At 66.1% G+C, this 26,524-nt stretch carries 24 protein-coding genes and 1 pseudogene; 14 read left to right on the top strand and 11 right to left on the bottom strand.

The features are described from left to right. Positions 1–64 precede the first annotated feature (64 nt). The 8 genes from ASC75_RS23035 to speB all read right to left on the bottom strand — a co-directional run bounded on the left by ASC75_RS23035 (position 65) and on the right by speB (position 7,354). Positions 65–865 carry an ABC transporter permease gene (locus ASC75_RS23035; RefSeq protein ID WP_055981130.1) on the bottom strand — a complete coding sequence of 267 codons (801 nt, stop codon included), beginning with the start codon at positions 863–865 and terminating at the stop codon, positions 65–67. Beyond that, positions 862–1,716: an ABC transporter permease gene (locus ASC75_RS23030; protein WP_055981127.1), complete on the bottom strand. Its 855-nt coding sequence runs from the start codon at positions 1,714–1,716 to the stop codon at positions 862–864. The genes ASC75_RS23035 and ASC75_RS23030 overlap by 4 nt, the downstream gene beginning before the upstream one ends. Next, positions 1,713–2,750, bottom strand: a complete 1,038-nt coding sequence (locus ASC75_RS23025) for an ABC transporter ATP-binding protein (RefSeq protein WP_055981124.1) — start codon at positions 2,748–2,750, stop codon at positions 1,713–1,715. Before ASC75_RS23025 ends, ASC75_RS23030 begins: the two co-directional genes overlap by 4 nt. 176 nt (positions 2,751–2,926) lie before the next feature. Further along, positions 2,927–4,006, bottom strand: a complete 1,080-nt coding sequence (locus tag ASC75_RS23020; protein WP_156381378.1) for an ABC transporter substrate-binding protein — start codon at positions 4,004–4,006, stop codon at positions 2,927–2,929. Between the two features lie 75 nt (positions 4,007–4,081). Then, the gene (locus tag ASC75_RS23015; protein WP_055981115.1) at positions 4,082–4,729 is read right to left on the bottom strand and encodes an amino acid ABC transporter permease; all 648 of its coding nucleotides are present in this window, start codon (positions 4,727–4,729) and stop codon (positions 4,082–4,084) included. Then, positions 4,726–5,394, bottom strand: a complete 669-nt coding sequence (locus tag ASC75_RS23010; protein WP_055981113.1) for an amino acid ABC transporter permease — start codon at positions 5,392–5,394, stop codon at positions 4,726–4,728. Before ASC75_RS23010 ends, ASC75_RS23015 begins: the two co-directional genes overlap by 4 nt. A gap of 2 nt (positions 5,395–5,396) precedes the next feature. Next, complete coding sequence (locus tag ASC75_RS23005) at positions 5,397–6,200, bottom strand: transporter substrate-binding domain-containing protein (protein ID WP_055981110.1); 804 nt, start codon at positions 6,198–6,200, stop codon at positions 5,397–5,399. A gap of 92 nt (positions 6,201–6,292) precedes the next feature. Continuing rightward, on the bottom strand, positions 6,293–7,354 hold the full coding sequence (gene speB / locus ASC75_RS23000) for an agmatinase (RefSeq protein WP_055981107.1): 1,062 nt from the start codon (positions 7,352–7,354) through the stop codon (positions 6,293–6,295). A 208-nt stretch (positions 7,355–7,562) separates the two neighbouring features. Here speB and gcvA point away from each other — a divergent pair, with 208 nt between their 5' ends. The 8 genes from gcvA (at position 7,563) to ASC75_RS22960 (ending at position 16,733) form a co-directional block, all read left to right on the top strand. After that, a complete protein-coding gene (gene gcvA / locus ASC75_RS22995; protein ID WP_055981104.1) occupies positions 7,563–8,525 on the top strand; it encodes a transcriptional regulator GcvA in 963 nt (320 codons plus the stop codon). Positions 8,526–8,692: 167 nt separating this feature from the next. After that, complete coding sequence (gene pncB / locus ASC75_RS22990) at positions 8,693–9,997, top strand: nicotinate phosphoribosyltransferase (RefSeq protein ID WP_055981101.1); 1,305 nt, start codon at positions 8,693–8,695, stop codon at positions 9,995–9,997. A 376-nt stretch (positions 9,998–10,373) separates the two neighbouring features. Then, positions 10,374–11,813 (top strand): hypothetical protein, encoded by a 1,440-nt coding sequence (locus ASC75_RS22985; protein WP_055981097.1) that lies wholly within the window; start codon positions 10,374–10,376, stop codon positions 11,811–11,813. Between the two features lie 165 nt (positions 11,814–11,978). Next, entirely contained in the window at positions 11,979–13,283 is a 1,305-nt protein-coding gene (locus ASC75_RS22980) for an ABC transporter substrate-binding protein (RefSeq protein ID WP_055981094.1), read from the top strand. Positions 13,284–13,451: 168 nt separating this feature from the next. Beyond that, complete coding sequence (locus tag ASC75_RS22975; protein WP_055981091.1) at positions 13,452–14,333, top strand: branched-chain amino acid ABC transporter permease; 882 nt, start codon at positions 13,452–13,454, stop codon at positions 14,331–14,333. Continuing rightward, complete coding sequence (locus tag ASC75_RS22970) at positions 14,330–15,295, top strand: branched-chain amino acid ABC transporter permease (RefSeq protein ID WP_055981088.1); 966 nt, start codon at positions 14,330–14,332, stop codon at positions 15,293–15,295. Before ASC75_RS22975 ends, ASC75_RS22970 begins: the two co-directional genes overlap by 4 nt. Then, positions 15,292–16,029, top strand: coding sequence for an ABC transporter ATP-binding protein (locus ASC75_RS22965; protein ID WP_055981662.1), 738 nt, complete (start codon positions 15,292–15,294; stop codon positions 16,027–16,029). Before ASC75_RS22970 ends, ASC75_RS22965 begins: the two co-directional genes overlap by 4 nt. Beyond that, the gene (locus ASC75_RS22960) at positions 16,026–16,733 is read left to right on the top strand and encodes an ABC transporter ATP-binding protein (RefSeq protein WP_055981085.1); all 708 of its coding nucleotides are present in this window, start codon (positions 16,026–16,028) and stop codon (positions 16,731–16,733) included. The genes ASC75_RS22965 and ASC75_RS22960 overlap by 4 nt, the downstream gene beginning before the upstream one ends. A gap of 131 nt (positions 16,734–16,864) precedes the next feature. Here the strand turns inward: ASC75_RS22960 and ASC75_RS22955 are convergent, their stop codons facing one another. Then, entirely contained in the window at positions 16,865–18,289 is a 1,425-nt protein-coding gene (locus tag ASC75_RS22955; protein WP_082496724.1) for a sodium:proton antiporter, read from the bottom strand. Between the two features lie 56 nt (positions 18,290–18,345). After that, the gene (gene pncA, locus ASC75_RS22950; protein WP_055981079.1) at positions 18,346–18,945 is read right to left on the bottom strand and encodes a bifunctional nicotinamidase/pyrazinamidase; all 600 of its coding nucleotides are present in this window, start codon (positions 18,943–18,945) and stop codon (positions 18,346–18,348) included. 210 nt (positions 18,946–19,155) lie between these two features. On the opposite strand from pncA, the gene ASC75_RS22945 reads away from it, so the two are divergent. Genes ASC75_RS22945 through ASC75_RS22920 form a run of 6 tightly spaced genes read left to right on the top strand, consistent with a single transcriptional unit; the run spans position 19,156 to position 26,166 of the window. Then, positions 19,156–20,013, top strand: coding sequence for a xanthine dehydrogenase family protein subunit M (locus tag ASC75_RS22945; RefSeq protein WP_055981076.1), 858 nt, complete (start codon positions 19,156–19,158; stop codon positions 20,011–20,013). Next, entirely contained in the window at positions 20,010–22,769 is a 2,760-nt protein-coding gene (locus ASC75_RS22940; protein WP_055981073.1) for a molybdopterin cofactor-binding domain-containing protein, read from the top strand. Before ASC75_RS22945 ends, ASC75_RS22940 begins: the two co-directional genes overlap by 4 nt. Then, a complete protein-coding gene (locus ASC75_RS22935) occupies positions 22,766–24,301 on the top strand; it encodes a hypothetical protein (protein ID WP_055981070.1) in 1,536 nt (511 codons plus the stop codon). Before ASC75_RS22940 ends, ASC75_RS22935 begins: the two co-directional genes overlap by 4 nt. After that, complete coding sequence (locus ASC75_RS22930) at positions 24,298–25,167, top strand: thiamine biosynthesis protein ApbE (RefSeq protein WP_055981067.1); 870 nt, start codon at positions 24,298–24,300, stop codon at positions 25,165–25,167. The genes ASC75_RS22935 and ASC75_RS22930 overlap by 4 nt, the downstream gene beginning before the upstream one ends. Continuing rightward, a complete protein-coding gene (locus ASC75_RS22925; RefSeq protein ID WP_055981064.1) occupies positions 25,160–25,741 on the top strand; it encodes an amino acid synthesis family protein in 582 nt (193 codons plus the stop codon). Before ASC75_RS22930 ends, ASC75_RS22925 begins: the two co-directional genes overlap by 8 nt. Beyond that, positions 25,738–26,166, top strand: coding sequence for a MarR family transcriptional regulator (locus ASC75_RS22920; RefSeq protein WP_055981062.1), 429 nt, complete (start codon positions 25,738–25,740; stop codon positions 26,164–26,166). Before ASC75_RS22925 ends, ASC75_RS22920 begins: the two co-directional genes overlap by 4 nt. 106 nt (positions 26,167–26,272) lie before the next feature. On the opposite strand, the pseudogene ASC75_RS22915 reads toward ASC75_RS22920, so the two are convergent. Further along, positions 26,273–26,524, bottom strand: a pseudogene (locus ASC75_RS22915) (aldehyde dehydrogenase); the annotation flags it as partial.

Genomic DNA, 26,524 nt, shown 5'->3' with positions numbered 1-26,524 from the left:
CGACTGGCAATTGTCACTCAGGCGACACCCTTCGAAAGGGTGCCGCCCGACCGTTGAATGCCCGTCAGGTCTCCGACGACATCGCGCCCAAGAGCCGCCTGATGTCGCCGAACTTGGCGATCAGGCCGAACACCAGCGCCGCCACCGCGACGAAGAACACCGACACCGACGCCATGGTCGGCGTGTAGCCGTAGCGCAGGGCGTTGAATATCTTGATCGGCAGGGTTTCGAGCGTGAAGCCGATGGTCATGTAGGCGACGATGTATTCGTTGAGCGACAGCACGAAGGCGAAGGCATAGCCCGAGACGAGGTAGGGCCGGATCAGCGGCAGCACCACCGTCTTCAGCACGGTGCGGTCGTCGGCGCCCATCGTCGCCGCCGCCTCGACCAGCGAGCGGTCGATGGAGGCGAAGCCGAGCGACAGCGTCACCAGCGGCAGCGTGACGAAGAAGATCGCGTGGCTGATGACCGCCGTCCAGGGCTGGCCGTAGAAGCCCGTCGTCGCCCAGAAGGTCAGCATGCCAAGCGCAGTGATGACCGGCGGCAGGATAAAGGGGGCGAGCCCCAGGATCTGGAACACGTTGGCCCATGGCGCGATGCGCCGCCACAGGAACCAGGCCAGCGGCAAGGCGATGGCGACCGCGAGGGCGGCTGCGGTCACCGCCAGCGACAGCGAGGCGATCAGTGCCTTGCGCCACTCCGGATCGGCGAAGATCTGCGCGTACCAGGCCAGCGAAAAACCTTTCGGCGGGAAGGCCAGGTCCTGCTTCTCGTTGACCGAGACGCCGGCGACGACGATCAGCGGCGCTGCCAGGAACAGGGCAATGGCGACGAAATACAGCCGGCGAAGGAATGTCTGTCTCACAGCGCGTTCTCCCTGCGTCCGACGAGCAGCGTCAGCCCCACCAGCGCCAGCGACATCAGCACCAGGAACACCGCCATTGCAGCGGCAAAGGGCATGTTGGACTGGTAAATGGCCTGGTCGGTGATCAGCACCGACAGCGTCCAGTGCGACGGCCGGCCAAGGATCTGCGGCAGGAGGTACGAGCCGAGCGCGAAGACGAAAACCATGATCAGCGTGGCGACGATGGTGTTGCGCAGCGCTGGCACGACGACGTTCATGAATGCCCTGACCGGCGAGGCGCCGAGCGTGCGCGCGGCTTCAAGCAAGGTCGGGTCGAGCCTTACGAGGGCGGGATAGAGCACCAGGATGGTGTAAGGCAGCGCCTGGTAGACCATGCCGGTCAGCACCGCCCAGAAGCTTGGCAGCAGCGCCACCGGCTCCTTCATCAGGCCGATGGCGACGAACAGATTGGTGATGCCGGCAGTGCGCGAAAACAGCGTCGACCACGCAAAGCCGATGATGACCTCCGACAGCGACAGCACCGACAGCAGGCAGACGAGCCAGACCGTCTGGACCTTGCGCGGCCGCCTGGTCAGAAGAAAGGTGAAGGGGAAGGCGATGACGACGCAGCAGATCGCCACCATCACCGCCAGCATCAGCGAGAAGCCCAGCACCTTGGCGAAGAACAGGCTGAGGAAGCGGGCATAGTTGGTGAAGACGAAATCGGGCGTGTAGAAGCCCGAAGGATCGCGCTGGAAGAAGCTGACGGCGATCATCGTCGAGAACGGCACGACGAAGAAGACGATCAGCATCAGCCCGGGAAAGAACAGCGGGCTGTAATCGGCAAGCGATTTCGGCGCCTCGCGTTTCATGACTTGAGCACCACGCAGGCTTCGGCCGGCAAGGTCACGCCGACCTGCTGGCCCGCCACTACGTCAGGCCGCTCGCGCGGCGTGGCAACGGCGATGATTGTCTTGCCGCCGGCCTCGACAAAGGTCTCGATGGTGCCGCCGAGATCGCGCACGAAGGTGACGGTGCCGGCGATCGTATCGCCACCGACCGGGCCGAGATGAACGTCCTCGGGGCGGATCGACACGGACGCCTTTGTGAGGCCTTCGGGCATCGTCAAACCAGGAATCGCCTGACCGAGCACCGAGACGCGGCCGGCGCGGTCAACTTCCGCGTCGAGCAGGTTGGTCATGCCGATGAAGTCGGCGACGAAGGCATCGGCCGGCTTGCGGTAGATCTCGATCGGCGGTGCCGCCTGCAGGATCTTCCCGTTGCCCATGACGACCACGAGGTCGGCCATGGTCATCGCCTCGCGCTGGTCGTGGGTGACGACGAAGGTGGTGATGCCGAGCCGCTGCTGCAGCTGGCGCAGCTCGACCTGCATCGCCTCGCGCAGCTTGGCGTCGAGCGCCGACAGCGGCTCATCGAGCAAGAACAGCTTCGGCGACAGCGCAAGCGCACGCGCAATGGCGACGCGCTGGCGCTGGCCGCCGGACAGCTTGGCCACTGGGCGGTCGGCGAAGCCGGGCAGATGGATGAGCTTCAACAGCTCGTCCGAGCGCTTCTTCTGCTCGTCGCGCGAGGCACCGCGAATACGCAAGGGATAGGCGATGTTGTCGCCGACCGACAAATGCGGAAACAGCGCCAGCGACTGGAACACCATGCCGAGATTGCGCTTGTGCGTCGGCACCGGCGTGATGTCGGTGCCGTCGAGCAGGATCTCGCCGCTGGACGGATCCTCGAGGCCGGCGATCATGCGCAGCAGCGTGGTCTTGCCGCAGCCGGACGGGCCAAGCAGGCAGACGAACTTGCCATGCGGCACCGACAGGTTGGCCGTGTCGACGGCCTTGAAGTTGCCGAATGACTTGGTGATGTCCTTAAGCACGAGTCCGGACATGAGGGGGCCTTAAAACGTTGGAGCGGCGTTGCGGAAAGCGTCTCTTCTCCCCGTTCACGGGGAGAAGATGCCGGCAGGCAGATGAGGGGCGGTGCGAGCCTTGCCGCGCTGGCTCTGCCCCTCATCCGGCCCTATGGGCCACCTTCTCCCCGTGAACGGGGAGAAGGGAAAGGCGCTCAGCCGACGATCAGCTCGGTCCACTTCTGGTTAATCCAGTCGGCCTTGGTGGTGTAGAGGTCGTAGCGCGGGATGATCGGCGGAATGTCCGACGAGACGGCGGCGAACTCTTCCGGCTTGAGGTCGAGAACCTCTTTCTTGAGCGTCGGCGCGGTGCCAACCTTGCGCGACATCAGCGCCTGCACCGCCGGCTGGCTCATATGGTCGATGAAGACATGCGCTTCATCGACCTTGGTCGAGGCGCGCGAGATGACCCAGTTGCCGGAATCCTGGATGCCGCCTTCCTTGGGGAACGTCGAGCGCACCGGCTGGCCGTCAGCCGCGGCCAGGCCGGTGACGTCGTGGTAATACTGGCCCATCGGGATTTCGCCCGACTTCAGCGCCTGTTCGAACTGCGCCTCGTCGCGATACCACAGCCGGACATTCGGCTTGACCTCGGCAAGCTTCTCGAACGCCTTGAGGATGCCTTCCTCGGTGTCGAGCGCCTTGGTGCCGCCCATGAAGGTGGAGGCCGTGACCTCGAGCAGGAAGGAGTTGGAAGCCAGCGCCAGAAGCCCGAGCTTGTCTGCGTTTGCCGGATCCCAAAGGGCGGCCCAGGAGGTCGGCGCCTCCTTGAACACATCCGTGTTGGTCACCAGTGTGATGTACCACGCCACGGCGCCGATGCCGGCGATGCGGCCGTCTGGATATTTGTTGACGAAGTGATCGAGCAGATTGCCGTGGTTCTTGATCTTGGCCGCATCGATCGGCGTCCACAGTTCGGTCGCCTGCCCCTTCAGCGTCGAGGTCTGCGACATCATCGAAATGTCGGCGGGCGCCTGGCCGGCTTTGGCCGCCTGTTCGAGCTGCACCAGCCAGGCCTCGCCGGTCGGCTCGGCGATCGACTCGACGGCGATGCCGGTCGCCTTGGTGAATTCGGGGAAGATGTGCTCGTCGAAGGACTTCTTGAAGTAGCCGCCATAGACGCCGATCTTGATCGACTTGTCCTGGGCGCGCAGGACCGAGGGCATGGCAAGCAGGCTTGCCGACGCGACGCCGGCACCGAGCACGGCGCGGCGGCTGATCGGATGGTTCAGTATCTTGGTCATCTTCATTCTCCTCATTTATTGCCGGCTTTGTGCCGGCTGTTCCCAATTGTTATGATGGAGTGTCGTTCAGCGTGCTGCGGCGCGGGCCTCCAATGAACGGGTATACTGGGTCAGCGGGTAGCAGAGCACAAAGAAGATCAGCGCTACTAGCCCGTAGACGGTGAATGGTTCGAACGTCGCGTTGTTGATGGCGTTCGAGGTCCTGAGCAGTTCCTCGAAACCGATGATCGAGGTCAGCGCCGTCGCCTTGATCAACTGGACCAGAAAGCCGACGACCGGGGCGCGGGTGATGGCAAAGGCCTGCGGCAGGATCACCAGGCGCAGCTCCTGGACATAGTGCAGGCCGAGGCTGGCACCGGCATCCCACTGGCCGCGCGGCAGGGCGTCGACGCCGCTGCGCCAGATCTCGGCGAGGTAGGCGCTGGCAAAGAAGGTCAGGCCGAGCACGGCGGCCGTCCACGGCTCGATGCGGAATCCGAGCATCGGCAGGCCGAAGAACATCAAAAACAGCTGCATCAGCAAGGGCGTGCCCTGGAACAGCGCGATGTAGCCGCTGGCGAAGCGGCGCGCCCACCTGGCCTTGGAGATGCGCAGGAACAGGATGAGGACGCCGACGATGCCGCCGCCGACAAAGGCCACGATCGACAGCAGCACGGTCCAGCGGGTGGCGAAGAGCAGGTTGCGAAGTATGTCCCAGAAGGTGAACTCGATCATGACACACCCGCCGAGAGCGTGCGCCGGCCGATGCCGACGAGGAAACGGCGCAGTGCGATCGACAGGCCGAGATAGATCATCGCGACGACGAAGTAGGTCTCGAAGGGGCGGAAGGTCCGTGCCTGCAGCATGTCGGCTTCGTAGGTGAGTTCACTGACTGCGATCTGCGACACCACCGAAGACTCGAGCATCATGATCACGATCTGGCTCGTCAGCGCAGGGAAGATGACCTTGAGCGCCTGCGGCAAGACGATCTTTACGAAGACCTGGCGCGGCCGCAAGCCCAAAGCCAGGGCGGCTTCGCGCTGGCCTTTCGGCACAGCGTCGAGGCCGGCGCCGACGATTTCTGTGGTGTAGGCCGCCATGTTCAGCGTCATTGCCAGGATGGCGGCGACGATCGGATCGAGCCGGATGCCGATCGCCGGCAGGCCGAAGAAGATGAAGAACAATTGCACCAGGAACGGCGTGTTCCTGATCACCTCGACATAGACCGTGATGGCGCGCTTCAGCCATGTCGGCCCGCTGCGCCGCCCGGCGGCCGCCAGCACGCTGATCAGCGTCCCGGCAATCGTCGTCACCACGATCAGGAAGACCGTCATGGCGGCGCCGCGGGCGATTGCGCCCACGGCCCCTTCAAGCCAGCCGAAGTCGAGGCTGTAGCCCACGATCAATCCTTGAGGTTCTCGGGGTTGAGCGGGGTCTTGAGCCAGGCTTCCGACGCGGTGTTGAGACGGCCGTCGGCGAGCATCGCAGCCACCGTGTCGTTGATGACCTTCTTCAGGCCTTCCTCGCTCTTGTTGAGACCGATATGCGACGGCGAGGTGAGAAGCTGGAACTTCTGCTCCGGCTTCAGCGCCTCCTGGCGCGCCAGCACCTGGGCGCCGACGTCGTTGCCGACCACCATCAGCTGGGTCTGGCCGGAAATGAAGGCCTGGATGACGGCGTTGTAATTGTCGAAGCGCTTGATGTCGGCGCCGGCGGGTGCCGCCTCGGTCAGCGAGGTGTCCTCGAGCGTGCCGCGGTTGACGGCGATCGACTTCTCGGCGAGGTCGTCCTTGCCGGCAACCTTGAGCTCGGCAGGGCCGATCACGGCGATGTAGTAGGGCGCGTAGGCCGCTGCGAAGTCGATGACCTGCTCGCGCTCCTTGGAATAGCCGACGCTCATCAAAAGGTCGACGCGCTTGTCGGTCAGGTAGGGAATGCGGTTCTGGCCGGTCACCGGCACCGGATTGAGCTTGACCTTCAGCGCGTCGGCGATTGCCTGCGCCACGTCCATGTCATAGCCCTTGAGGCTCATGTCGGCGCTGGCCGAGGAGAAGGGCGGAAAATCGGCAAAGACACCGACATTGATCTGGCCGGCCTTGGCGATGTCCTCGAGCGCGTCGGCATGGGCCGGCTGGGCGGCGAGGGCCGCGGTTACGGCGACAAGCAAGGCGGCGGCAGTCGATCTGAGTGTCGTCTTGATGTTCATGTCGTGAATCCCTCGGAATGTCTGGTTGTTGAAGTGTCGCGATAGCACCTGGCCGCCGCTTCCAGAACAGCGGCCAATCGAAATTGCTGTGGTCAGGCACCCTTGCCGGTGACGAAGGGGCTGAACAGCATCAGGCTGAGTATCTCGAACAGCACCTGGGCGCCGGCATGCGCGGTGTTGGTGGTCGAGTCGTATTGCGGCGCCACCTCGACGACGTCGCCGCCGACAAGGTTGAGGCCCTTGAGGCCGCGGACGATCTCCAACACTTCGCGCGTCGTCAGCCCGCCCACTTCGGGCGTTCCGGTGCCCGGCGCAAAGGCCGGGTCCAGGCTGTCGATGTCGAAGGAGAGATAGGTCGGGCCGTCGCCGACGATCTTCTTGGCCTTCTCGATGACGGCCGGGATGCCCATGCCGCTGATCTCCTCGGCATGGATGACGGTCATGCCGGACTCGTAGGAGAACTCCCACAGATATTCGGCCGAACCGCGGATGCCGATCTGGATGACGCGGGTGGGGTCGAGCACGCCGTCGAGCACCGCGTTGCGGAACGGGCCGCCATGGTGGAACTTGGTCAGGTCGTAAGCGCCGCCGGTGTCGCAATGGGCATCGATGTGGATCATGCCGACCGGGCGCTTCTTGCCCACCGCCTTGAGGATCGGATGGGTGATCGAATGGTCGCCGCCGACCGACAGCGGCACCACGCCGGCATCGACGATCTGGCCGATGCGGCGCTCGATGTCCTCATGGCTGAGCTCGAGGCGATAGCGGCTGCGGAACGGCACGTCGCCGATGTCGGCGACACGCAGCTCCTGCACCGGGGCGCAGTCGAGCACATGGTTGTAGGGACCGATACGCTCGATGGTGCGCAGGGCGCGCGGGCCGAAGCGCGAGCCCGGACGGTTGGTGACGCCGAGATCCATCGGCACGCCGATCATCGCCACCTGCAGGTCGCCGAAATCGGGATTGTCGTTGTCGACCTGGAGATAGGGTGCGGTCAGGAAGGTCGGCACGCCCGAATAGGGCGCCAGCCGCGTGCCCGCCTTGTTGAAGATCTTGTCGGCGACACGGCGAAACTTCGGGTCGAACAGATCGCCGCCATGGCCTTCGCCGTATTTCTGGCGCAGCTCGGCAAGCTTGTTGACGTCGAAACCCATGATTGCCTCCTCGTAAGTCGCAATGCGGGAATGATCGCCTGCGGCCGTCCGCTCCCGGCGGCCAGCCTGTACCTCGTGTTCCCCGCATGCTTTTTGGTTGTTATTGCAGCGAGTTTCCGGCAGCGCCGTTGAAATAGCAATTGATAATGTTAAGGTCTATCGTGTGAGAATTTCTCACAATGGACCGTCCCTCCCAGGCGGAGATTTCATGTCCCGGCGCCTGCCCCCGCTCAACCCGCTGCGCGCCTTCGAGGCGACTGCGCGTCATGGCTCGCTGACCAAGGCGGCGGGCGAACTCAACGTCACCCATGGCGCCATCAGCCACCAGATCCGGGCGCTGGAGGCGACGCTCAAGGTCAAGTTGCTGGAGCGCGCCGGATCGCGGCTCAAGCTGACCCCGCAAGGCGCCGAGCTGCTGCCTGCGGTGACCGGCGCCTTCGAAAGCATCGCCTCGGCCACTGCGCGCATGACGCGGCCGACGAGTTCGGGCAAGCTGACGGTCAGCTGCGTGCCGGCGCTGCTGTCGCTCTGGCTGGTGCCCCGGGTCGGCGGCTTCACCTCGCAATATCCCGGCATCAGCCTGCGCCTGAACGCCTCCAACGATCCACGTGACATCCATGCGCCCGACGTCGACGTCTGCGTCCTCTATGGCGACGGCAGCTGGACCGATTGCTGGCTGAAGAAATGGTCGACGCTGGAGCTGTTCCCGGTCGTCAGCCCGACGCTGATCAACAACCGGCCGATCCGCAGCGTCCGCGACCTTGCCGACCACGTGCTCCTGCATGCCGACGACGGCCGCGAATGGCACACCTGGCTTGCGGCCGCCGACGCGCTCGACCTCCGGCCGGTGCAGCAGCATCACATGTCGGGCGCCAGCCTGACCACCGAAGCCGCTGTCCACGGCCACGGCCTGGCACTGGGCGACAGCGTCACCGCATCGAGCATGCTGGCCAGGGGACAGCTGGTGACGCCGTTCAACCTGTCGGTGCCGGCGGTCGACGCCTTCTACGTCGTCTGCCGCAACGAGGTGAAATCGGCACCCATCGCCCAGGTCTTCATCGACTGGCTGTTCGCCCAGCGCGAGGAATTGCCGGCGCGCACCGAACAGGCCGTCACCGGCCAGATCAGCATCCGCAAGCGGCGCGGACAGAAAGCAACGGCGACAGGCTAAGCATTGGGGCCGCCTCGTCTTTCTTGTGCTGCCGATGCAACGATAGGGCCACGGTTGCTTTTTTCTCGTCGGCAGCTTGATCGCTCCGGCGCTATATCCCAATGCTATCAGCGAGGATGCGGTCCAGACCCCTGCGGCGGGGGATCGCCAAGGAGGAATGAAGCGGCATGGCCAGGACCGATATTGCACGGCGGGTGTACAACCACACCTGGAAGCTCGATCCGATCGTCCGCTCGCTGCTCGACACGGACTTCTACAAGCTGCTGATGCTGCAGATGATCTGGGGCATGCACCCCAAGGTCGACGCCACCTTTTCGCTGATCAACCGCGCCACGTCGGTCAAGCTCGCCGAGGAAATCGACGAGGGCGAGTTGCGCGAGCAGCTCGACCATGCGCGCACCCTGCGCTTTTCCAAGAAGGAAATGATCTGGCTCGGCGGCAATAATTTCTACGGCCGCAAGCAGATCTTCGAGCCGGAGTTCTTGGCCTGGCTCGAGAACTTCCAGCTGCCGCCCTACCATCTGGAAAAGCGCGACGGCCAATATGAGCTGACCTTCGCCGGCCCCTGGGTGCTCACCTCGATGTGGGAGATTCCGGCGCTCGCCATCATCAACGAGCTGCGCTCGCGCTCGGCGATGAAGGCGTTCGGGCCGTTCGCGCTCGATGTGCTCTATGCCCGCGCCAAGGCCAAGATGTGGGACAAGACCGAGCGGCTGAAGATGCTGCCCGAGATCAAGATCTCCGACTTCGGCACCCGCCGCCGCCACTCCTTCCTGTGGCAGCGCTGGTGCGTCGAGGCGCTCAAGGAGGGCATCGGCGACGCCTTCACCGGCACCTCCAACGTGCTGCTTGCTATGGACACCGACCTAGAGGCGCTCGGCACCAACGCGCACGAGCTGCCGATGGTCTATGCCGCGCTCGCCAACAGCGAGGACGAGCTCAAGCAGTCGCCCTACACGGTGCTGCGCGACTGGCAGCGCTATTATGGCGGCAACCTCCTGATCGTACTTCCCGACGCCTTCGGCACCGCTGCTTTCCTGCGCGACGCGCCCGACTGGGTCGCCGACTGGACCGGCTTCCGCCCCGACAGCGCCCCGCCCATCGAAGGCGGCGAGCGCATCATCGACTGGTGGCGCAAGAAGGGCCAGGACCCGCGCTCGAAGCTCTTGATTTTCTCCGACGGCCTCGATGTCGACACCATCATCGAGACCTACCGCCATTTCGAGGGCAAGGTGCGCATGTCGTTCGGCTGGGGCACCAACCTGACCAACGACTTCGAAGGCTGCGCGCCGAAGGAAACCGACAGGCTCAACGCCATTTCGCTGGTCTGCAAGGTCACCGAAACCAATGGCCGCCCGGCGGTCAAGCTGTCGGACAACCCGGCCAAGGCCACCGGCGACAAAAAGGAAATCGCGCGTTACTTGCGCATCTTTGGTGAGAAGGACCGGGTGGAGCAGTTGGTGAAGGTTTAGGGTGGTAGCCCTGTGCCCAGCAAGTTCGGGAGGCGCATCCATGGGTTCGCGCTTTTCTGAACGACAACCACCCCGTGCAAGCTGCCGCAGGTCGCCTCAGCCGCGATCCTTCGCACGCCCCTCTGCGCTGCCGGCCAATCACCACTTTGCAGCATTGATCCTTGTGAACTCGTAGAATGGGCGCCGCCGGCGACGAGACTAATCTCCCCCCTTGCGGGGGAGATGGCCGGCAGGCCAGAGGGGGGTGCGAAGGATCACGACGCTGAACGTTTGCTTTGTAGAGCTACGCAACACCGGCAGCGTCGCTGTCACCGGCCCATTGACAGTCTCGGGCACTCTTCCCGCGCCTCCCGCCATATGGCACATCGGGAGCGTGATGCGGGGAACCACGACAACGAGAACCATCCAACGCACGGCCGCAGCGCTTGCTGCCTGCGCTGCGCTCGCATCGCACACCTCCCCTGCCCTCGCCCATGCCTCCGACCGGGGCCACGTACTGCTGCTGCCGACCGGGCACTACATAGCCGGCGCAGCATTGGCGGTGGCGGCCTCTTTCCTGGTGCTGGCTCTGCTGCCACCGGAACGGCTGACGAGCTTCTGGCGAAAGCGTCTGCCGCTCGGTTCGATCCCCGACCTGCGGCTGCCGGTCAGCCTCGTGTCCTTCGCCTTCTTCGCAACGCTCGTCGCCGCCGGGATCACCGGCAGCCGCGACCCGCTGTCCAACCCGCTGCCGCTGACCGTCTGGACGCTGCTCTGGGTCGGGCTGACCCTGGCCCAGGGCCTGCTCGGCAATCTGTGGGCCTGGCTCAACCCCTGGTACGGGCCGTATCGGCTGGCCTGGAAGGCGCTCGGTGCGAAGGAAGACAGCCCACTGCGCCTGCCCGAATGGGTCGGCTACTTCCCAGCCTTTGCCCTGTTTCTTGCCTTTGCCTGGTTCGAGCTGATCGACCCGGCGCCCGACGACCCGGCACGGCTCGCCATCGCAGCCGGCACCTACTGGCTGTTCTCATTCGCCGCCATGCTGACCTTCGGCTTCGAGCGCTGGTACCGGCAGGGCGAGTTCCTGTCGGCCTTCTTCGCCATGATCTCGCGCTTCGGCATCTTCGAGGGCAAGCAGGACGGGCCTCGGCTGCGCCTCGCCTTGTGCTGGCCCGGCGCCAAGCTCAACGAGGCCGAGGCGCTGCCCCCGTCGGGCGCGCTGTTTCTGCTGGCGACATTGGCTTCGGTCTCCTTCGACGGCTTTTCCAAGACCTTCTTCTGGCTCGGCCTCAACGGCATCAACCCGCTCGAACTGCCCGGCCGCACAGCACTCGTCGCCACCAACAGCCTGGGCCTCGCGGCCATGCTCTTCCTGCTCGCCGCTGTCGGCCTGCTTGCCGTCCTGGTCGGCGAAAGGCTGGTGCGCAGCAAACAGCCGCTTCGGCAATCCGCCGGCCTGTTCGTCTGGTCGATCGTGCCGATCGCGCTGGCCTACCATTTCTCGCATTACCTGACGGCGCTCTTGGTCAATGGGCAATACGCGCTGGTGGCGCTGTCGGACCCGTTCGCGCGCGGCTGGAACCTGCTCGGCACCGCGCACATGCCGGTAGAGGCCGGCATCGCCATGGGCGCGCATTCCGCCTGGATGCTGTGGAACCTGCAGGCGGCGGCCATCGTCGGCGGACACGTGCTGGCGGTGCTCGTCGCCCACCTGCTCGCCTGGCGGCTGCACCCCTCCGCCGCCCGTGCCTCGCTCAGCCAGCTGCCGCTGACCCTGCTGATGATCGGCTACACCGTTTTCGGCCTCTGGCTGCTCTCGACAGCCACCGCCGGATAGTGCAAATGCAGCTGGTTTTGACCTTGGGGAAGCAACTATTGCCACCTCCCGGGATTGGTGATCTAGTTTGTATACATGCAATTTTTCGTCCCGGCACAGGGTCCGGGGGAAACGATTTCACATCCACGCGAACGTTGGTCAAAACGCACGGCAAGGGGATAGGGCATGACTGACAGCAAACGCTTCTTCGACCTCGGCAAATCGGGCCTGACGCGCCGCACCGCACTCAAGGGCCTCGCCGCGGGTGCCGGCCTGATGGCGGCACCCGGTTTCGTGCGCTATTCGCAGGCGCAGTCGTCGGCGCCGATCAAGATCGGCTTCCAGGCCCACCGCACCGGCATCGGCGCCGCCTACGGCCGCTGGTACGAAAAGACCACCAATGCCGCCGTCAAGCTGATCAACGACGCCGGCGGCATCAATGGCCGCCCGGTCGAGATCATCGTCGAGGACGACGGCACCGATCCCAAGCGCGGCGCCGAAGTGGTCGGCAAGTTCGCGTCCCAGCACAAGACCGACATAGTCTTCGGCACGCTGTTTTCCCATGTCGTCGTCGGCTCGGCGCCGACCGCCGGCGAGCTCAAGATCCCCTATTACGTGGTCAGCGAGGGCTATCACGTCGCCTCGGGCAAGCTGAACCGCTGGGTCTTCCAGCCCGGCATCACCGACGTGCGCTCGCAGGTCACCTCGGTCGCGCCCTGGGTCGCGGCCAACCTGGGCAAGAAGGTGACGATGATCTATCCGGATTATGCCTTCGGCTACGACCACCGCGACTATTTCGCGCCCGCCATCAAGGCACAGGGCGGCGAGGTGGTGGCGCAGATCCCGATCCCGCCGACCGAAAGCTCGTTCACCAAGTACCTGCCGCAGATCCCCGCCGACACCGAGGTCCTGTACCACGTCATGGTCGGCCCCGGCGTTTTGACCTTCGTCAAGGAACTCGGCGAGTTCTACGGCTCGAACAAGCCGCAGCTGTTCGGCTTCATCGATTCGCTCGAAGCCGTCGACATCAACAGCCCGGGCCTCGAATTCCTCGATGGCAGCCATTTCTGGGAAGGCTCGCCGCGCTACGCCCAGGCCAATGACAGCGAAGCGATGAAGGCCTACCGCGCAGCCGTCGGCATCGACGACAACGGCGCTTCGACGACGGACGCCAAGGACGTCTCGACCGCCGCCCACATGTTCGGCTGCTGGGAGACGCTCTACGTCATCAAGAAGGCGATGGAGGATTCCGGCTACAAGGGACCGGAGGACCGCGCCAAGCTGGTCGAGGCGACCGAGGCGCTGACCGAGTTCAAGGACGGCCCCGAGCATCCCCAGGGCGACAAGACGTTCAACGGCAAGATCCACCAGGTCTTCGGCCACCAGAACATCTCCAAGGTCGAGGGCGGCAAGCTCAACGTCGTCCACCGGACCTCGATCGAGGACGGCATGTACGAGCCGGAAGGCGACTACACGACGCAGCCGCTGTGAGCTGAAGGCCCAATGCCGGTGCTGCCCCTCATCCCCCTGCCGGGACCTTCTCCCCGTGGAACGGGGAGAAGGAAGACGGCCGCAACGCCGACGCCCCCCTCGCCCCGTTTACGGGGAGAGGGTAAGGGTGAGGGGCAGCGCTGTCCTTGCCGGATAATCGACACCTGAATGGCCTTCTTCCCGCATCTCCTGCTTGCCACGCTCGAAGGGCTGGTCACCTCGGCGGTGCTGGCGCTGACGGCGCTCGGCCTGTCGCTGGTGTTCGGGGTGATGCGCATCGTCAACGTCGCCCATGGCGAGTTCTTCATGCTCGGCGCGGTGCTTGCCTGGGCGATCACCACTGCCGTGAGCGGCCACCCGGCGCTCGGCTTCGCCGCCGCCCTGGTGCTGTCGCCGCTGATCGTCGGCGCCATAGCCTGGGTGTCGGAGCGGCTCGTGCTGCGGCGGGTCGAATACAACCCGGAGGCGACGATCGTTGCCACCATCGGCCTGCTCTACATTATCCAGCAGCTGGCGCTGACCTTCTATGGCCCCGAGGCGCGGCCGGTGGCGCCGCCCTTCAACGTCCGCATCCAGCTGCCCTGGTTCGGCTATTCCGGCTACAAGCTGTCGATCATCGCGGCCTCGGCGCTGCTGCTGCTTGCCACCTGGCTGGTGCTGACCCGCACCCGCATCGGGCTGGTGATGCGGGCGACGCAGTATGACCGCGAAACGGCGCAGGCCTTCGGCATCCCGGTCGGGCGCGTCTATGGCGCGGTGTTCGCGCTCGGCGCCATGCTGGCGGCGATCGCCGCCGTGCTGATCGTGCCGATCCAGCAGGCGCATTACCTGATGGGGCTCGACCCGCTGCTGCTCTCGTTCATCGTCGTCATCATCGGCGGGCTCAGCTCGCTGCGCGGCACGGTCATCGCGGCGCTTCTGATCGGCGTGTCCGACGGCATCATCTCGATGTTCTTCTCGCCGACGCTGGCCAAGATCATTGCCACGCTCGTCGTCGCCATGGTGCTGGTGTTCCGCCCACAGGGCCTGTTCGGAACGGCAACGAAATGACCGGAGAGGGAGAAACGGCAAGGGTCTGCGCGTTGCATGTGGCGGTCATTGCCCTGCTCGTCGCGCTGAACTTCGTGCTGCCCGAATATCATCATGGCGTCCTGGCGCGGGTGCTGGTGCTCGCCGTCTTCGCCATGGGCTACAACCTCTTGTTCGGTTATGTCGGCCTGCTCAGCCTCGGCCACGCGATGTTCTTTGCCGCCGGGCTCTATGGCGCCGGCCTGCCGCTCTATCACCTCGGTTGGGGGGTCGTGCCTGCCTTTGCCGGCGGCATTGGGACAGGTTTCGTCGTCGCACTGGCCGTCGGGCTGCTGGCGCTTCGTACGTCGGGCGTCGCCTTCATGATCGTGACGATGATGTTCGCCCAGGTGTTCTATCTCACCACGCTCTATTTCGGCGAATGGACGCGCGGCGACGAAGGGCTGGTGCTGCAGCAGCAGGCGCGGCGGATCACGCTCGGCAGCGGGACGCTTGACCTGACCAATCCGGCAACGCGCTATCTCACGGCGGTGGCGCTGTTTGCGGCAGCCCTGTTCGCCACGCTCGCCATCGTGCGCTCGCGCCACGGCCGTGTGCTCGTTGCCATCCGCGAGAACGAGGAGCGAACGAGGATGCTCGGCTACGACACCTTCGCCAACAAGCTGGCGGCGGTGGTGATTTCGGGCATCATCTGCGCCGCAGCGGGTGCCGCCTACGCGCTTTTGTTCGGCTATGTCGGCTCGACCTTCGCCTCGGTGCAATATTCGATCCTGCCGCTGCTCTGGGTGCTGCTCGGGGGCGCTGCGACGACGCTCGGGCCGCTGATCGGCACGCTGTTCATGTACTACGTCATCGACATCGCCAGCGGCTTCACCTCGGCCTACATGCTGGTTGTCGGCGCGATGCTGATCCTGCTGGTGTTATGGTTCCGCAAGGGCATTCTCGGCACCTTGCGCGAGCGCTGGCTCGGGTGGCTGCCATGACGGCGCTGCTGACCACGACAGGGCTGTCGCGCCATTTCGGCGGCCTCCGCGCCGTCGACGACGTCGATTTCTCGCTCGAGCCGGGCGAGATTCGGGCGGTGATCGGCCCCAACGGCGCCGGCAAGACGACCTTCGTCAGCCTCGTCTGTGGCCGCTACGCGCCGACCTCCGGCAGCATCGTCTTCGACGGAGAGGACATCACCGACATGCCGGCGCATATGAGGGTCCGGCGCGGCATCGCCTACACGTTCCAGATCACCAGCGTCTTTGCCAATCTCAGCGCCTACGAGAACGTGGCCCTGCCGGTGCAGCGGACGCTGACCGACGGCAGGTCGCGCGGCGCCGTGCGGCAGGGCGCGATGGAGGCGCTGGAGCGCGTGGGGCTCGCAAACCGCGCGCACGAGCCGGCAGGTGCGCTGGCCTACGGCCACCAGCGCCTGCTCGAGGTGGCGATGGGCCTGGCGCTCAAGCCGCGGCTGCTCATCCTCGACGAGCCGACGCAGGGCCTGTCGGACGGCGAGATCGAAAGCTTCATCGCCCTGGTGCGCGAGATCGCCAGGGATGCCACCGTGCTCCTGATCGAGCACAACATGCAGGTGGTGATGGAACTGGCCCGGCGCATCACCGTGTTCAACGCCGGCAGGATCCTGGCCGAGGGCAGCCCGGCGGAAATCCGCGCCAACAGCGCCGTTCAGCAGGCCTATCTCGGCACCGTGCGGGAGGCAGGCGCATGACCGCGGCGCTGACGATCGGCGGCCTCGACTGCTTCTACGGCGAGGTGCAGGTGCTGCACGGCCTCGAGCTCGAGTTGCGTAAGGGCGAGGTGTTGTGCCTGCTCGGCCGCAACGGCGCCGGCAAGACGACGACGCTGAAGACGATCATGGGGCTGGTGCCGGCGCGCGCCGGCTCGATCAAACTGGCCGCGCGCGAACTGACCGAACTTGCGACGCATGAGGTGCCTAAGGCGGGCGTCGCCTACGTGCCGCAGGGCCGCCGCCTGTTTGCCGAACTGACGGTGGCCGAGAACATCGAAATCGGCCTGATGACGCGCAACAAGGGCAAGTCCGTGCGGGAAAGCGTCCTCGACCTGTTTCCGCTGCTGCGCGACCGGCTCAGGCAGCGCTCCGGCACGCTGTCGGGCGGCGAACAGCAGATGCTGGCGATGGCGCGTGCTTTGTGTCTCGAACCCGATGTGCTGCTGCTCGACGAGCCGACCGAAGGGCTGATGCCGTCGATGATCGCCAGGATACGCGAGACCGTGGCCGGGCTGCGCGATCGCGGGGTCTCGACCATCCTGGTCGAGCAGCGGGTGGACGCGGTGCTGTCGGTTGCCGACCGTGTCGCCTTCATCGAGAACGGCCGCAACCGCGAGACAGTGGACGTCGCGCAGTTACGCGACGACCCGGCGCTGGTGCGCCGCTATGTCGGCGTAGGGTAATCGGATTGCCCCTCATCCCCTGCCGGACCTTCTCCCCGTCATGACGGGGAGAAGGATGCCGGCCGCAACGGTGATGCCCCCTCGCCCCGTCCTTCACGGGGAGAGGGTAAGGGTGAGGGGCAATCTCGCCCTCAGCCGAAGAACACGAAGCCCGCGATCAGGAAGGTCGGGATCAGCACAAGCCCCGACCAGAGCATGTAGCCGAAAAAGCCCGGCATCCTGATCCCGCTCTCGCGGGCGATGGCATAGACCATGAAATTGGGCGCGTTGCCGATGTAGGTGTTGGCGCCCATGAACACCGCACCCGCCGAGATCGCCGCCAGGGTGCTGGCAAACGTGGTCATCAGCACCTTGGGATCGCCGCCGGCGAGTTCGAAGAACACGAGGTAGGTTGGCGCATTGTCGAGAAACGACGACAATGCGCCGGTCAGCCAGAAATAGGCGAGGTCGTTCGGTGCGCCGGTCGGCTCGGTGACCATCGCCACCAATGGAGCGAAGGCCCCGTCCAGGCCCGCCCGCAGGATGGCGATGACCGGCACGATGCAGATGAAGATGCCGGCAAACAGCTTGGCCACCTCGAGGATCGGGCCCCAGTTGAAGCCGTTGGCGGCGCGATACTCCTTGCGGGTGATGCGCAGCGAAACCAGCGCAAGCACCACGATGATGGCGTCGCGGACGAGATTTTGCAGCTCGACGTGCACGCCCTGGATGGTGAAGGCCGTGCCCGGCTTCCACGACGCCGACAGCAGGATGGCGCCGACGACGCCGGCGAGCAGGACGATGTTGGCGCGGCCGCGGATGCGGACCCTGGAGTCCGGCGTCGGGTCCTTGATCTTGGGCTGGCCCTTCTCGCGGCTGTGCAGGAACCAGTCGAGGGCGAGGAAGACGCCGAGCACGATGCCGCCGACCAGCAGCGTCTCGCGCCACAGATTGGCCGTCGTCCAGAAGAAATCGACGCCGCGGAGGAAGCCGACGAACAGCGGCGGGTCACCGAGCGGCGTCAGCGATCCGCCGATGTTCGACACCAGGAAGATGAAGAAGACGATGACATGGGCGTTGAACGGCCGGTTGTCATTGGCGCGGATGATCGGGCGGATCAGGATCATCGACGCACCGGTGGTGCCGACCACCGAGGCGAGCGCTGCACCGATCAGCAGCAGCGCGCCATTGACCATCGGCGTGCCGTGGATATTGCCGGCAACCAGGATGCCGCCGGCGATGGTGAACAGCCCGAACAGCAGGATGATGAAGGACATGTATTCGAGCAGCAGCGCATGCAGCACCGCTTCCGACGATACGCCGAGACCGTGGAACCACACCATCGGCAGGACGGCCAGTGCCGCCCAGCCGGCGGTGATCTTGCCGTAGTGATGCTCCCAGACGTGATGATAGAGCAGCGGCCCGGTGGCAATGCTGAGCAGCAGGCCGGCAAAAGGCAGTGTCCACCACAACGACATGGCCGCACCGGGCAGCCCTTCCGCTGCCAAGGCCGAACCAGCGGTCAGGAGCAGCCCGGACAGCGCCAAGGGAGCTGCCGCAATATGCACGAATTTCATGTCGTCCCCTCAAGCCGGCGCGAAACGCCGGTTCACCCTTACCCCAGAACGGATGCTCAAACGAGCCTGACGCCGGCGTCGCGCATCTTGCCGATCATGATGTCGAGCGAGCCGCCGAGATCGATGGCCCGGCAGGCATCGAGCCGCACCGTGGTGGAGAAACCCTGCCTGACCGCATCGAGTGCCGAATAGGCGACGCAAAAATCGGTCGCGAGGCCGACCAGGGTGATCGAATCGATGCCGCGTTCGTCGAGATAGCCGGCAAGGCCGGTCGGCGTCAGGTGATCGTTCTCGAAGAAGGCCGAATAGCTGTCGATGCCGCCACGAAAGCCCTTGCGGATGACCAGCTCGGACTTTGCCCAGGCGAGGCCGGAATGGAAATCGGCGCCCTTGCTGCCCTGGATGCAATGGTCGGGCCACAGCGTCTGCGCACCATAGGGCATGTCGATGGTCTCGAAGGGCTGCTTGCCTTGATGGCTGGAGGCAAAGCTGGAATGGCCGGCCGGGTGCCAGTCCTGGGTCAACAGCACATGCTCGGTGTTGCGGATGAGATCGTTGACCAGCGGCATGATCTCGTCGCCGCCAGCGACGGCTAGCGCGCCGCCGGGGCAAAAATCGTTCTGTATGTCGATGACGATGAGCGCATCACCAGCCATGGAGCCTCCATCAAACCTGCGTCGAGTGGAGCCGCCGTCCCGGCGGCCGCTGAAACTCGACCAGATGGCCGCCCGCGTCAACCGCCAAACTGGCCGCGGCGGTCCAAGGGGCCGGCCCTCACGCGACGTAACGGCTTTGACAAAAGGTCGCAGCGAGCTATCATTTGCATGCGAATGAGTTTTGTCCGGCGGCATGCCGGGAGGCATTGCGTGACCCGTTACGCGAAACCCAAGACGCTCGATGAAGCGCTCGCGCTGCTCAGCGAAGGGTCGTGGCGCATCCTGGCCGGAGCGACCGACTTCTACCCCGCCCTCGGCAGCCGCCCGCTGCAACAGGATGTCATCGACATCAACGGCATCGCCGCGCTGCGCGGCATCGCCTGGACCGACAGCCATCTCGTCATCGGCGCCCGCACAAGCTGGACGGAGTTGCTGCATACGCCGCTGCCGCCGGCCTTCGACACCCTGAAGCAGGCGGCGCGCGAAATCGGCTCGGTCCAGATCCAGAACGTGGCGTCGGTCGCCGGCAACATCTGCAACGCCTCGCCGGCGGCGGACGGCGTTCCGGCGCTGCTGGTGCTTGATGCCGAGCTTGAGCTGCGATCGCGGCACGCCACGCGGATCGTTGCGCTGCACCAGTTCGTCGTCGGCAACCGCAAGACAATCCTGCGGGACGACGAGATGGTGACCGCGGTGCGGGTCCCCAGGGCGACGACTGCCGGCAATTCGGCCTTTTACAAGCTTGGGGCGCGGCGCTACCTCGTCATCTCCATCGCCATGGCGGCAGCGCGCGTCGTCCTCGACGGCGAAGGACGCATGACCACGGCAGCGGTCGCGGTGGGTTCGTGCTCGGCGGTGGCGCAGCGGCTGCACGGGCTGGAGCGCGAACTGGCCGGCCAGCCTCCGGAGCTCATCGAACGGATCGTCGGCAGTGCTGCCTTCGTCGAATTGTCGCCGATCGACGACGTGCGCGCCACTGCCGGCTACCGGCGGGCGGCGGCGCGGGAAATCGTGGCGCGCGCGCTGGTGCAGGCGGCAGGCGCGAGCGACAAACGGGCGGCGGCATGAAAACCGAGCGCGCGCCGATCGGCTTCATCGTCAACGGCGCGCCGGCGTCGGTGTCGACAGCGCCGCTGCGGCGGCTGTCGTCGGTGCTGCGCGACGACCTCGGGCTCACCGGCACCAAGGTCGGCTGCGATGCCGGCGATTGCGGCGCCTGCACGGTGATGCTCGACGGCGAGCCGGTCTGCGCCTGCCTGTTGCCGATGGCTTCGGTGGAAGGTGCTGCGGTGCGAACCGTCGAAGGTCTCGGCGGCGGCGGGCTGTCTGCCCTCCAGGCCTCGCTGCTGGCCCATGGCGCAGCACAATGCGGCATCTGCACGCCGGGAATCCTCGTGGCGGCGACCGCGCTGCTCGAACGCAACGCGTCTCCCAGCGAAGCCGAGGTGCAGGATGCGCTGGGCGGTGTGCTCTGCCGCTGCACCGGCTATCGCAAGATCGTGGCAGCGGTCCTGGATGCGCATCGGCACCTGCCGGGCGGCGATCCGGATTTGCGCCTGCCGCCCGCAGGCCAGGCGGTCGGCGCCTCGCCGGTCAGGCTCGACGGCGTGGCGAAGGTGACGGGTGCCGAAAAATTCGGCGGCGATTCGTTCCCCGCGGATGCGCTGTCGGTGCTGGTCGTCCGCTCGCCGCACCACCGCGCCGCGTTCAGCTTCGGCGATCTCGACGCCTATATCGCCGGCAATGCCGGTGTCGCGGCCGTCTTCACCGCCGCCGACATTCCCGGCGTCAACTGCTTCGGCGTCATCCCGCCCTTCGCCGACCAGCCGGCGCTGGCCGATAGCGAGGCCCGGTTCCGCGGCGAGGCGGTGGCGCTGGTGGCCTGCGAAGGCTGGGTCGCCCGCGAACTCGACCTCGCCGAATTCCCGATACAATGGCACGAGCTGCCGGCAGCGATGGAGCCCGCCACGGCACAGGCGGCGGGCGCCGCGCTGGTCCATGCCCACCGGCCGGACAATATCCTGGTGCAGGGCGTGGCCGAGCGCGGCGATCCTGAGACGGCGCTTGCCAATGCCGCTGTCATCGTCTCGAGCGAGATCGAAACCTGCTATGTCGAACACGCCTATATCGAGCCGGAAGCCGGCTATGCATTCGTCGACGACGGCGTGCTCACCATCGTCGCCTGCACGCAGGCGCCGCACATGGACCGCGACGACACGGCGCGCGTCCTCGGTCTCGAGCCGGACAGGGTCCGCGTCGTGCCGACGGCGACCGGCGGCGGCTTCGGCTCGAAGATCGATGTCTCGCTGCAGCCGCTGATCGGCCTCGTTGCGCTGAAGACCGGCCGGCCGGCGGCCCTTGCCTATTCGCGCACGGACTCGATGGCCTCGACCACCAAGCGCCATCCCGCCGCCATGCAGGCGACGATCGGCGCCGATGCCGACGGCAGGATCCGCGGCATGCTCTTTTCCGGCGACTTCAACACCGGCGCCTATGCCAGTTTCGGACCCACGGTCGCCAACCGCGTGCCGGTGCATGCATCGGGCCCCTACGCCACGCCCAACTACCGCGCCGTCGCCCGCGCCATCCACACCAACGGCCCGGTGTCGGGCGCGTTCCGCGGTTTCGGCGTGCCGCAGGCGACGCTGATGCAGGAAACGCTGTTCGACGCGCTTGCCTATCGCCTCGGCATCGACCGCCTGCAAATCCGCTTGCAGAATGCCCTTCGAAACGGCTCCGAAACGGTAACTGGCCAGCGGCTCGAAGCCGGCGTCGGCATCGCCGACTGCCTCACTGCTCTCGCGCCACACTGGACGCGCGCACTGACGGACGCGGACATCTTCAATGCTTCGCAGAGCGTCGTCCGGCGCGGCGTCGGCATCGCCTCGTGCTGGTATGGCTGCGGCAACACCTCACTGCCCAACCCCTCGACCATCAAGCTCGGCATCACGCCCGATGGCAAGGTGGCGCTGCACCAGGGCGCGGTCGACATCGGCCAGGGCTCGAACACGGTGGTTGCCCAGATCGCCGCCGACGCGCTCGGCCTGCCGCTTGGCGATTTCACGCTGCGCAGCGCCGACACCGCAATCACGCCCGATGCCGGCAAGACCTCGGCGTCGCGCCAGACCTATGTCTCGGGCAAGGCAGCGGAAAAGGCCGCACGCACCTTGCGCGAACGCATCCTGCGCTACGCCAACGTCTCCGCGGATGCATCGCTGCAATTGCTGTCCGGCGGGCTGCTTCTGGTGCATGAGGGCGGAGAACGGCGGCGCATCGACCTGGCGCTGCTTGCGCCCGATGGCGACGGCCTCGTCTTCGCCGCCGAGGAGAGCTACGACCCGCCGACCACGCCGCTCGACGCCAGAGGCCAGGGCAAGCCCTACGCGGTCTATGGCTATGGCGCGCAGATCGCCGAGCTCGAGGTCGACATGGCGCTGGGAACGGTGAAGCTGATCAAAATCACCGCCGCGCACGATGTCGGCAAAGCGATCAACCCGCTGCTCGCCGAAGGCCAGATCGAAGGTGGCATCGCCCAGGGCATCGGCATGGCGCTGATGGAGGAATACATCCCCGGCCGCACCGAGAACCTGCATGACTACCTGATTCCGACGATCGGCGATGTGCCGCCGATCGAGACCGTTCTGGTGGAAGTTCCGGACCCGGAAGGACCGTTCGGCGCCAAGGGCTTGGGCGAGCACGTGCTGATCCCGACGGCACCGGCGATCCTCAACGCCATCCGCCACGCCACCGGCGCTTCGGTCCGCAAGCTTCCGGCAAGCCCGACGCGTATCGTGGAGGCAATAAATCGGGCCCGATCGCGATGAACGAATTGTCCGAGCGCTTCGAAACGCATGAGGCCGGCGACAGGCAGGCAGGCGAGAAGCTGCGCTGCGATGCCTGCCCGGTCATGTGCTACATCGCCGAGGGCCGCACCGGCGCCTGCGACCGCTACGGCAATTTCGGCAACCGCATCGTGCGCTGCGATCCCGTGCGCGTGCTCGACTATGCCGTCGAGCGCGGCGCCCCGCTGGTGCCGTTCGGCGACGAGCCCTGGGACGGCGAACTGGTCAATAACGGCCGGCGTTTCGTCACCGCCATCGGTTCCGGCACGACCTATCCCGATTACAAGCCAGCACCATTCATCGTCAGCCAGGAGGTCGAGGGCGTCGACCTGGTGACCGTCGTCACCGAGGGCATCTTCTCCTATTGCGGCGTCAAGGTGAAGATCGACACCGACCGCCATCTCGGCCCCGAGACGGCGACCGTGCGCGCGCAAGGCGAGGCGGTCGGCCATGTGACGACGGGCGAATACGGCTCGCAGATGCTGTCGCTCGGCGGCGTGCACCACCTGACCGGCGGCTCGAAATCCGAGGGGCGAGTGACCTGCGACACCCTGCTCGACCTCTGCAACAAGAAGCCGGTCGAGCTGACCATCGACGGCGGCGCGACCGTGGTCGTCGAAGCCGGCAAGCCCCCGGTCATCGACGGCCAGGCCGAACACCGCATGCGGGTCGGCTGCGGCTCGGCGACCATCGGCATGTTCGCCACGCAATGGCGTGGCCTGGTCGACGAGGTGGTGGTGGTCGACGATCACATCACTGGCGTCGTGTCCGAGCACCAGGCCGGCAAGGTGCTGGGCTGGGAAGACACGGGGATCCGGATCCTCGGGCGGAAATCGACGCCGGGGCGCTATTTCAAGGTATCGGAGCCCGGTCTCGGCTGGGGCGGCACGTCGATCTCCGATCCCCTCGCCATCCTCGGCGACTGGAACGCCAAGAAGGGCGCACGGCCCGGCCTGTCGCTGCTGATGGTGTCGACGACGGGCGAGCAGTTTGCCTATTACGAGCTGGACGAGGCGCTCAAGCCAGTCGAAAAGCCGTTTCCCGAACGGCTGCGCAAGTCCGTGGGGCTGATCGAGGACAATTGTGAGCCGGCTTTGTGCACCGTTCTGTTCGTCGGCGGCGCAGGCGGGTCGCTACGCGCCGGGGTCACCGAAAACCCGGTCAACCTGACCCGCTCCGTCCATGGGCTGAAAACCTACGTCACCGTCGGCGGGGCGCCGGTCTATGTCTGGCCGGGAGGCGGCATCACGCTGATGGTCGACGTCACCCGCGTGCCCGATGGCGCCTTCGGCTACGTGCCGACGCCGGCGCTGGTGGCGCCGGTCGAATTCACGCTGCGCAAGGACGACTACCTGGCGCTCGGCGGCTACGAGGCCGATATCCGCAGCATCGGCGACGTGCTCGCGCGCGGGGGCGAATACTTCAACGAGCGGGCCGTGGCACCTGCCGGGGCAGGCAATGCCTGGCCGCCGTTGGCGCAACTGCGCCGGGCTAAGCCGGGCGGTTCGCCATGACCGGCGCGCAGGCACACTGGCTGTCGGACGGGCGCCGGCTGCATCTCAACCACGGGCCGATCGACCTGATCGTCGAGGGTTTCGGCGCGAGCGACGAGCTGCGCGCCGCCTATGGCCAGGCGGTCGAGCGCTTCCCGGCCATATTGCCCGCGCTGGTCGCAGAGCTGGACGAGCTGCGCCGCCCGGCTTCGACCAGCCCCCGGCACTTCGCCAGCCCGACGGCACGGCGCATGGAAGCGGCGGTCGCGCCGCTGGCGCAACGGTTCATCACGCCGATGGCCGCCGTCGCCGGCTCGGTCGCCGACGAGATGCTGGCGGCGATGGTCGCCGGGCGCCGGCTCGACCGGGCCTATGTCAACAATGGCGGCGACGTCGCGCTGCATATCGCGCCGGGCGCGCAGATGTCGGCGGCCATCGCCGGCACCGGCCATGGCCTCGCCGACCGGCTGACGATCCGTTGGCAGGATCCCGTGCGCGGCATCGCCACCAGCGGCTGGCGCGGGCGCAGCTTTTCGCTCGGCATCGCCGACGCGGTCACTGTCCTTGCGGCGAGCGCGGCAGCGGCCGACGCGGCGGCAACGCTGATCGCCAATGCCGTCGACCTGCCGGGTCACCCGGCGATCGCGCGGCGGCCGGCGCGCGATCTGGCTCCCGACAGCGATCTCGGCGACAGGCCGGTGACCACCGGTGTCGGTTTGCTGACGCTGCCGGAGATCGACCGGGCGCTCGACGCCGGGCTTGCGGTCGCCGACCGGATGCGGCGGCAAGGGTCGATCCAGACTGCCGTATTATTCCTTGCAGGCGAACATCGTGTCAGCGGCATGCCGGCTGAGCGGTTCACGAGGGGGGTACTGAGCCATGCATGAGTTTCCGATCCGCAAGATCACGGTCACCGTCGAAGAGATATTCCACGATGGCGGCCCGCCCGCCCAGCAGCCGCGCCGCCGCGCTGCGGCCCTTGCGGTGGTGAGGAACCCGTTTGCCGGTCGCCATGTCGAGGAGCTGCAGAGCGCCATGGACGACCTCAAGCCGCTCGGGCTGATGCTGACCGACCGGCTGATCTCGGCGCTCGGCGACGCCAGGGCCATCGACGGCTATGGCAAGGGTGCCATCGTCGGCAGCGCCGGCGAGCTGGAACATGGCGCGCTGTGGCATGTGCCCGGCGGCTACGCCATGCGCGAAAGGCTGGGCGAGGCCAAGGCGATCGTGCCTTCGGCGAAGAAGCTCGGCGGTTTCGGCGCGCGCATGGACGTGCCGGTCGGGCACATCAACGCCGCCTATGTGCGCAGCCATTTCGACGCCATGGAAGTCGGCGTGCCCGACGGCCCGCGCCCAGACGAGATCGTCTTCGCACTGGTCATGACCTGCGGTCCGCGCATCCACGACCGCATGGGTGGATTGAAGGCCTCCGACATCAAGGCCTGGGATGGGCTGAGATGAGCCCGGAAGCGGTCGAGAACGACTATCATCTGCAGGGGCAGATCGGCTTCATCCTTCGCAAGGCGAACCAGCGCCACCTGGCGATCTTTTCCTCGCATATCGTCGACCTGACGCCGCCGCAATTCGCGGCGCTGGCCAAGCTGCGCGACGTCGGCGAGACCTCGCAGAACCAGCTCGGCGGGCTGATCGCCATGGATGCGGCGACCGTCAAGGGCGTGATCGACCGGCTCGCCGCGCGCGGCCTAGTGCAACTGGCCAAGCACGAGGTCGATAAGCGGCGGCTGATGGTGCGCCTGACCGGCGAAGGCCGCCAGATGATCGACCAGCTCGTGCCGGTGGCGCGCACGATCACCGAAGAAACGCTGTCGCCACTGTCCGCCAAGGATGCGGCGACACTGGTGGCACTGCTTTCGAAGATAAGCTGAGGGAGTAGGGAGTAGGGAGTAGGGAGTAGGGAGTAGGGAGAACTTACTGCCTTGTTCTCTATTCTCTATTCTCTATTCCCTATTCCCTATTCCCTCATTTTCCCCCTCAGTCTCCGTACGGCACCCAGACGTTCTTCACTTCGACGGCACGGCGGAGGAAGGCGTTGCCTTGTGCGGTTGGCCAGTCGAGGCTGCGGCCGTGGCCGGTCCAGACGCGCTTGAGATTGCCGGTGGATTCCGCCTCCGCCCTGGCGCAGATGTCGGCTTCGGCGATGACCCAGAGGCCGTCGACGTCGTCGTGCCTGGCGAGCACGGTGGTCAGTTCGGCGGTGTGGCCGGTGACGATGTTGATCGCGCC

It is taken from the genome of Aminobacter sp. DSM 101952, from assembly GCF_001424795.1.
Lineage (GTDB): Bacteria > Pseudomonadota > Alphaproteobacteria > Rhizobiales > Rhizobiaceae > Aminobacter > Aminobacter aganoensis.
This window is presented reverse-complemented; position numbering and strand designations above follow the sequence as displayed.

Coding starts and splice junctions, on each gene's coding strand:
- ASC75_RS22960 (WP_055981085.1), top strand. CDS start 16,026: ATGACCGCGGCGCTGACGATCGGCGGCCTCGACTGCTTCTACGGCGAG.
- ASC75_RS22920 (WP_055981062.1), top strand. CDS start 25,738: ATGAGCCCGGAAGCGGTCGAGAACGACTATCATCTGCAGGGGCAGATC.
- pncB (WP_055981101.1), top strand. CDS start 8,693: ATGGCCAGGACCGATATTGCACGGCGGGTGTACAACCACACCTGGAAG.
- ASC75_RS22930 (WP_055981067.1), top strand. CDS start 24,298: ATGACCGGCGCGCAGGCACACTGGCTGTCGGACGGGCGCCGGCTGCAT.
- ASC75_RS23005 (WP_055981110.1), bottom strand. CDS start 6,200: ATGAACATCAAGACGACACTCAGATCGACTGCCGCCGCCTTGCTTGTC.
- gcvA (WP_055981104.1), top strand. CDS start 7,563: ATGTCCCGGCGCCTGCCCCCGCTCAACCCGCTGCGCGCCTTCGAGGCG.
- ASC75_RS22925 (WP_055981064.1), top strand. CDS start 25,160: ATGCATGAGTTTCCGATCCGCAAGATCACGGTCACCGTCGAAGAGATA.
- ASC75_RS22940 (WP_055981073.1), top strand. CDS start 20,010: ATGAAAACCGAGCGCGCGCCGATCGGCTTCATCGTCAACGGCGCGCCG.
- ASC75_RS22975 (WP_055981091.1), top strand. CDS start 13,452: ATGGCCTTCTTCCCGCATCTCCTGCTTGCCACGCTCGAAGGGCTGGTC.
- speB (WP_055981107.1), bottom strand. CDS start 7,354: ATGGGTTTCGACGTCAACAAGCTTGCCGAGCTGCGCCAGAAATACGGC.
- ASC75_RS23025 (WP_055981124.1), bottom strand. CDS start 2,750: ATGTCCGGACTCGTGCTTAAGGACATCACCAAGTCATTCGGCAACTTC.
- pncA (WP_055981079.1), bottom strand. CDS start 18,945: ATGGCTGGTGATGCGCTCATCGTCATCGACATACAGAACGATTTTTGC.
- ASC75_RS22970 (WP_055981088.1), top strand. CDS start 14,330: ATGACCGGAGAGGGAGAAACGGCAAGGGTCTGCGCGTTGCATGTGGCG.
- ASC75_RS22965 (WP_055981662.1), top strand. CDS start 15,292: ATGACGGCGCTGCTGACCACGACAGGGCTGTCGCGCCATTTCGGCGGC.
- ASC75_RS23015 (WP_055981115.1), bottom strand. CDS start 4,729: ATGATCGAGTTCACCTTCTGGGACATACTTCGCAACCTGCTCTTCGCC.
- ASC75_RS22985 (WP_055981097.1), top strand. CDS start 10,374: ATGCGGGGAACCACGACAACGAGAACCATCCAACGCACGGCCGCAGCG.
- ASC75_RS22935 (WP_055981070.1), top strand. CDS start 22,766: ATGAACGAATTGTCCGAGCGCTTCGAAACGCATGAGGCCGGCGACAGG.
- ASC75_RS23030 (WP_055981127.1), bottom strand. CDS start 1,716: ATGAAACGCGAGGCGCCGAAATCGCTTGCCGATTACAGCCCGCTGTTC.
- ASC75_RS22955 (WP_082496724.1), bottom strand. CDS start 18,289: ATGAAATTCGTGCATATTGCGGCAGCTCCCTTGGCGCTGTCCGGGCTG.
- ASC75_RS22980 (WP_055981094.1), top strand. CDS start 11,979: ATGACTGACAGCAAACGCTTCTTCGACCTCGGCAAATCGGGCCTGACG.